Raw genomic sequence first — 6,026 nt, 5'->3', positions numbered from 1 at the left:
CCAGCTCGGCGTCGACCTCGCGGGGCAGCAGCGGCCGGTCCTTGACCCGCCGGCGCGAGAGCGCGGGCAGGCGGCGCACCGCCTTCAGCAGGCGCCGCCCGGCCGGGGCCGCGTCCAGCGCGTCCGACTCGCCCAGCAGCGCCAGGAAGGGGCGCACAGTGTTGTAGCGCAGAGCCAGCTTCTCCCGCATCGCCGCCTCAGCCGACCCGTCGTCCTCCGGTACCAGGGCCTCGACGGTCGCGACCGCCCCGGCCACCGCCGTACGCGGCACCGCCTCCTCCACCGCCGCCCACAGCGCGGCCACGTCCAGGTCCGCGTCGTGCTCGGCGACCAGGTCCAGCTCCTGGGTGAGGATCTTCGACGCCTTCGCCAGGATGCGGGCCGCCTTCTCCAACTGCGGCAGCATCGCCAACCGCTCCCGCTCCGAGGCCCGCCGCGCGGGGCTGATCAGCCGGTTCGCCATCAGCACCGCGAACAGGTCCAGCGCGTCATCGACCGCCTGCGCCTCCAGCTGACGCACCACCGCCGTGAGCAGTGCGGTCCGCCGCGGCTCCGGCGCCCGCTCAATCGTCTGCGCCTTGCTCAGCTGCCCGTACCGGGCCAGCGTGGACAGCCGGTTCACCGGCACCCGCGACAGGTTCACCCGGCCCAGCGCGAACGCCGAGATCTCCCCCACCCGCTCCATGGCCCGCACCATCGCGGTTCCCGTCGACTTCACCGGCGGCGTCCGCAGCCGCTCCAGCTCCGAGACCCGCTTGCCCTCCGGCACCACCAGCAGCCCGGCCAGCGTCGGAGAGAGCGCGGGATCGGCCCGGTGCGCGGCCCGCGTCACCGCCTCGTACAGGCGCCGCTCGGCCACCGTGCGGGCCTCCGACACCTGCCGGGCCAGCACCGAGGCGCCCGGCAGCAGCACCCGGTTCTTGCGCAGCCACGTCACCGCGTGGTTGAAGAGGGCCACCGGCCCCTCGGCGTGCGTCCACGCCCGCCCGTACAGGAAACCGCGGAACTCCCGGCCCCACCGCCGGTCGGTGAAGTCCCGGTACTGGAACCGCTCCTGGATCTCCGCCGCGTGCTCGTAGACCGTCGACCGGCGCTCCCGGTACCGCTTCACGCACGAGGCGTCCGCGATGCCGAGCTGCCCGGCGAGGTACTCCACGGCCTCCCACGGCACTGCGAGCGGGTCCTCGCCCAGGAACCGGCCGACGTAGCGGACCGTGCAGATCTGCACCGCCATCCCAAGCCGGTGCGCGTCCGTACGACGCAGCGCGATCAGATCACGGTCGTCATCGTCGAGGAAGAAGAACCGCTCCAGCTCCGGGCGCGTGGGCACCTCAGTGAACGTCCCGTACGCCTCGGCCTGCTCATCAGTTAAGAACTCCACCGGCACGGCTGGACCGTAGCCAGCACCGACGCCCGTCCAACGATCTTTCCGGGAACCCCCGCGGAGCCTCCAGCCGGTGTGCTAGCCGACCATGATCGTTCTCACCGGGATTTCCTGTACCTCAGCTACTCACACCCGGTCTTGGCGCCGCGAAGGACGATCCTCTTCTTCGTCGGCCTCGGGGGCGGGCTGTCGTGCCCGTCACCGGGCGGTGTCTGGCCGGGCTCGTCCTCGACCCGGGCGGCGTTCACGTAGAACGTCGAAAGGTGGTGATCCGAGAAAGACACCTCGTGGACCTGTCGCGCCGCGACCGTGACGGCGTTGGGCATGTCTCTGCCCGCCGTGACCGCGTAGTCGTACTGGTAGTCCCTGTTGGGTCCCTGGTAGGTGGGGCCGGCCGGTCGGTGGACGGTGAAGTCGCTCGCGAAGACGGAGCCTTCCAGGTTCGCCGGGGTGCGGTTGAAATCTCCCATGACGACATAGCGCATCGCGGCTCCGTTCGGGCCCGCGGCGCTCATCTGCCGGTTGATGTTGCGCAGGATCTGAGGGACGTCCGAGCCGTTGGTCTGCGATTCTCCGTGCAAGGTCCAGTACACGGTGTCGCCGAGGCGGACTCCCAGCGCGGGGCGCCCCGTCGAGACCCCGTTGCTGTCCACGGGCCCGGCGGCGACCCATATATGGGTCCGCCCGTCGTCCAGGGGCAGTCGTGAATAGGTGACGATGCCGATGTTGTTCCGGCCCGTCGTGCTGATGTCGTTGTGTGTGTGCAGCCAGTACACGTACCCCCGAGGCCGGGCCGGTGTTCCCAACGGCACCTCGAGGACGCTCTCGGACACGCGTTCGGTGCCGGCCGCGTTCCACCGCACGTACTGGTTCTGCGGGATCCTGCGCACATGCGGGTTGAACCCGCCGGGGGTGTACCGGGGCGGCCGGCCGGCCTCCTGTACGGCGACCAGGCTGAGATTGAACGATTCCAGCTCCATGAGCTGGCTGATGCGTTCGTACAAGTCGTAGTTCTCGCCCGCGATCCTGCTGGTCGCACCGCGCATGTTCCAGGTGCCGACGGTGCGCCGGGTTTCGTTCGGACGGGGTTCGAGTTCGCCGCCGGTGTCGTCGAGGAACAGGGAGTGCCGGTTGCCGACGTCGAGGGCCGCCACTCCCTTCCCCAGGAAGTCCTGGGTCTCCCGGCCGGTCCAGTCCGCGATGACCCGCCCGTCCTGGCTCAGGTGCAGGAACCGGTTCGCGTCGTTCGTGTCCGAGCCGAACTGGAAGGCGGTACCGGAACGGGTGCCGTACGGCGTGTACGGCTCGAACGGCCCGCCCTCGGTGGCCTGTTTGACCAGCGTGTTGTTGTAGAAGACGTTCCGCGGCCCGGAGGAACCGGCCCACTTGGCCGCCTTGGGGCCGGCCGCCCACCAGATCGGGTACCAGGTGCCCTCGTCGATCTGACCGCCTTCACCGCCGCAGTTGGCGCTGCAGCTGGCCGAGCGGTGCTCGTAGGGAACGCGCACGGTGTTCTGCTCGAACAGGTTGCCGTGTTCCCAGCCGCCGTGCAGGTTGAGGTCGGAATCGAGGTCGTTGCGGAAGGCGACGTTGCCGCTGGCCGACCACTGGAAGGTGAAGTGGCGCAGGTTGCGGCTGGTGTTGAGCGCCCACAGCGAGTTCCAGACGCGGCTGCCGCGCAGGTAGCCGTTACCGCCCTTGCCCTTGTTCCAGGCACCGTCGAAGCTGTTGCGTTCGATCTGGAGGTTGCGCGCGACCTCGGTGACGATCGGGTGCGAGCCGGTCATCTCGGCCTTCAGGCCGCGCGCCCAGCTGTTGGCGGCCCACTTGAAGACGATGCCGTGCATCGCGTACTCGGGCGCCAGGTTGCCGTAGTTGTGCTTCGCCTGCTCGGGGGTGAGCGAGTACGTGCCGCCGCCCAGCTTCGGCAGCCCGTTCATGTCCTGGGTGAAGGAGAAGTCCTCGAAGCCGACCCCTTCGACGACGGTCAGCGGAGTGACCTTGCTGGCGTAGGGGGTGGATCCCAGCGGGGCGGAGCCGTCCGAGACGGAGTCGACCGGCAGGTCCCACTCCAGCGGGCGGTCCAGCGTGATCGTCTTGGCGACCGCGTCCTTTCCGACGAGCCGGAACATCTGCTGACGCATGTGGAGGGACTCCATCAAGCTCGTGTCAGTGATGCCCTGTTGCTCGTAGAACTTCGTGCTGTTGGCCGCGCCGACCCAGACGTAGCCGTTCAGGACGAACTTGTCCATGTTCGCTTTCGCGTCCAGCTGCACCACGGAATGGCCCCGCCGGGCCGCGTATCCGGGGTCGTCGCTCTGGGCGCCCAGCTTGAGCCCGGAGGCCCAGTGCTGGTTGATGCTGCCTTCGAAGAGGTCCTTGCGGTTGGCCGGGGCCGCCGCCCAGTCGTCCTTGTACCGCTCGGCCATGTCCCGGGTCTGCACCCGGAACAGACCGCGCCCCGGCCATGTCCAGCCGCCCTTGCCCACGTCGCTGCCGCTGCCGGCCGACATGGCGTCCTGGTCCCAGCGGCCGTTGACCAGCGTGTCGTACCGGGTGTTCACGTCGGGGCGGAACACCAGGCGGGTGCCGTCCTCGCCGGAGCCCTTCCCCCTGACGGTCAGGAAGCTGGCGTCGACGTAGATCTGCCGGGACACGTCGAGCCGGCCGGCCGGCAGCTCGATGCGCGAGAGCCGGCCGGGGTTCGCCTGCGGGGAGCAGTCGCTCTTGACGTGGTCGATCGCCCTCTGCAGTCCGGTGGTGTCATCGACTCCGTCGTCGGCGATCACCTTGTACGTGGACGCGAGCTCTCCCGCCGAGATGATGCAGGAGGTCTGCGTCGTCGCACCCGAGTCACCGCTGGGCAGATCCAGGCCACCCCGGTATCCCACGCGCGACCAGTCCGGCAGCCCGGAGGGCGGGCTCGTGCGGTTCTCGTGACTCAGATCCGGCCCGGACGCCCCCGGGCCGGTGGACGGTGGGTCCGCCGCCGCCGCGGCGGCCGGGGCGGCCACGGAGGTCATGGGAGTGAGCGCCGATGCCGGGGCGATCCCCGACAGGAGGAGGGAAAGCAGCAGGCCGGACGCGAGGCCCGCCGCTGGTCTACCTGGTTTCACGGGAACTCGATTTCTGCGTGCTCGTTCCGTACCTGCACGCGAGGTGGGGGTGAGGAGGGCTCGGACGGTGCCCGCCGGGCGGATGCCGGAACCCGGCCCCTGTCCGGGGTGGTCGGGTCCGGGCGGGCTCGGCGTACCAGAGGAAGGGGTGGTGGATCGCGGCGGCAGGGATGCCGTCCGGACACGCCGCGATCCTGGAACCGAAAGGCCACCGGGCCCCGTGTCCGGGCCCTGCCGCCGTGGTTCTCGTACGGGGCTACCGTCGGCCTACCACTGCGGCGCCGACGGCGTGGGCATGGCCGCGAAGTCGTAGACGCGCTTCCACAGGACCCCGCTCCGGCCGCCGGCCGAACCGTTGATGACGTAGTACAAGGTGGTGCCGTCGATCACGGCCAGCGGGGTCCTGTCGACGGTGCTCGCGAAGGTGTTCTCCTCGTAGAACCCGCTCCACCCGCCGTCACGGGAGATGATGTAGCTGCCGATCGTGTTGTCGCGGTCCTCGGAGATGGTGATGACGCCGTAGCCGTTGCGGGAGAGCGCGACCGACGGGCCCTGCCTCGAGAAGCCGTAGGAGTTCGCGGCGAAGATCTGACGCGGGTTGGTCCAGGAGGAACTCCCGTACCGCTGGCGCGACTGGTACACGTAGTTGTTGGTGCCCGTGAAGGCGAGAACGACCTGGTTCCAGGGGGCCGGGTCGTCGTTGTCGGTGTCGACCTGGGCGGCGAGGGCCGGCGCGTCCTTGCTCAGCGCGTCCGGAACCACGCTGGGACTGCTGTAGGCAGCGGTCTGGCCGTTGTAGTACATCGTCCAGATCCGGTCGTCGGACTGGCTGTTCCAGGCGAGCATGTACGAGTTGTCGGGGAGCGCGGCGACTCCCACGGGCAGGGTGTCGGTGGTGCGGGTGTCGTTGGGGACCCTCGTCCAGTTGGGCAGGGTGGCGGGCAGCTGGTAGCTCGTGGTCAGCTGGATGCGGTGCTGGTAGACGTGGCTCTCGGTGCCGGTGTGGAAGATCCGGAAGTTGCCGCGACCACCGTCGTCGGTCCAGATCACCCGCGGGGACGTGTACGTCTGCGCGTCGGGCAACTGGTACGCGGGTCCGCTGTTCAGCGAGATGTAGATGTTGTCGTTGCCCCCGCCGCGCCAGGCGTGGACGATGTTGTTGCGGTTGTCGCGTGCCTCGCTCGTGGTGGACCTGCTGGTGATCTGGCCACCCGCGTAGTTCACCGGGTTCCAGTCGCTTCCCTCGCCGGGAAAGCCCCAGACGGCGGATGCCGGCGTCGACAGACCGAGGACGGCGGCGGAGGCGGCGAGGAACACCACCGCCACCGGCCGGAATCGCTTCAGTCTCTTCAGTCTCTTGAGCACTTCGTCCTCCTGGTGTTGTGGCTGGCGGAAACCGCGGACCCTGCCCACGCGCGCATGCCGGGGCCCGGGGCCGCGCCCGGGCGCGGCCCGAACCGTGACGTGCGGTCGGTGGCCGCGGTCCGCGGCGGGCCCCGCGAGGTGCTGGTCGATCACTTCGTGTG

Annotated in this window: 2 protein-coding genes and 1 pseudogene; all 3 read right to left on the bottom strand. The window is 69.7% G+C overall.

Features of this window, described 5'->3' with window-relative positions; translation table 11 throughout:
• A pseudogene (locus tag B7767_RS35190) lies at positions 1-1,387 on the bottom strand (DUF4158 domain-containing protein); the annotation flags it as partial.
• Between the two features lie 119 nt (positions 1,388-1,506).
• Positions 1,507-4,407 (bottom strand): endonuclease/exonuclease/phosphatase family protein, encoded by a 2,901-nt coding sequence (locus B7767_RS45175; protein ID WP_107486507.1) that lies wholly within the window; start codon positions 4,405-4,407, stop codon positions 1,507-1,509.
• Between the two features lie 360 nt (positions 4,408-4,767).
• A complete protein-coding gene (locus B7767_RS35180) occupies positions 4,768-5,865 on the bottom strand; it encodes a hypothetical protein (RefSeq protein ID WP_085575619.1) in 1,098 nt (365 codons plus the stop codon).
• Positions 5,866-6,026 lie beyond the last annotated feature (161 nt).

The organism is Streptomyces sp. 13-12-16, from assembly GCF_002114215.1.
Classification (GTDB): Bacteria; Actinomycetota; Actinomycetes; order Streptomycetales; family Streptomycetaceae; genus Streptomyces.
The sequence above is the reverse complement of the archived record's forward strand: the minus strand, read 5'-3'. Positions and strand labels throughout refer to the sequence as shown.

Bases quoted from the DNA above. Each gene is read 5' to 3' on its own strand.
- B7767_RS45175 (WP_107486507.1), bottom strand. From the start codon at position 4,407: ATGACCTCCGTGGCCGCCCCGGCCGCCGCGGCGGCGGCGGACCCACCG.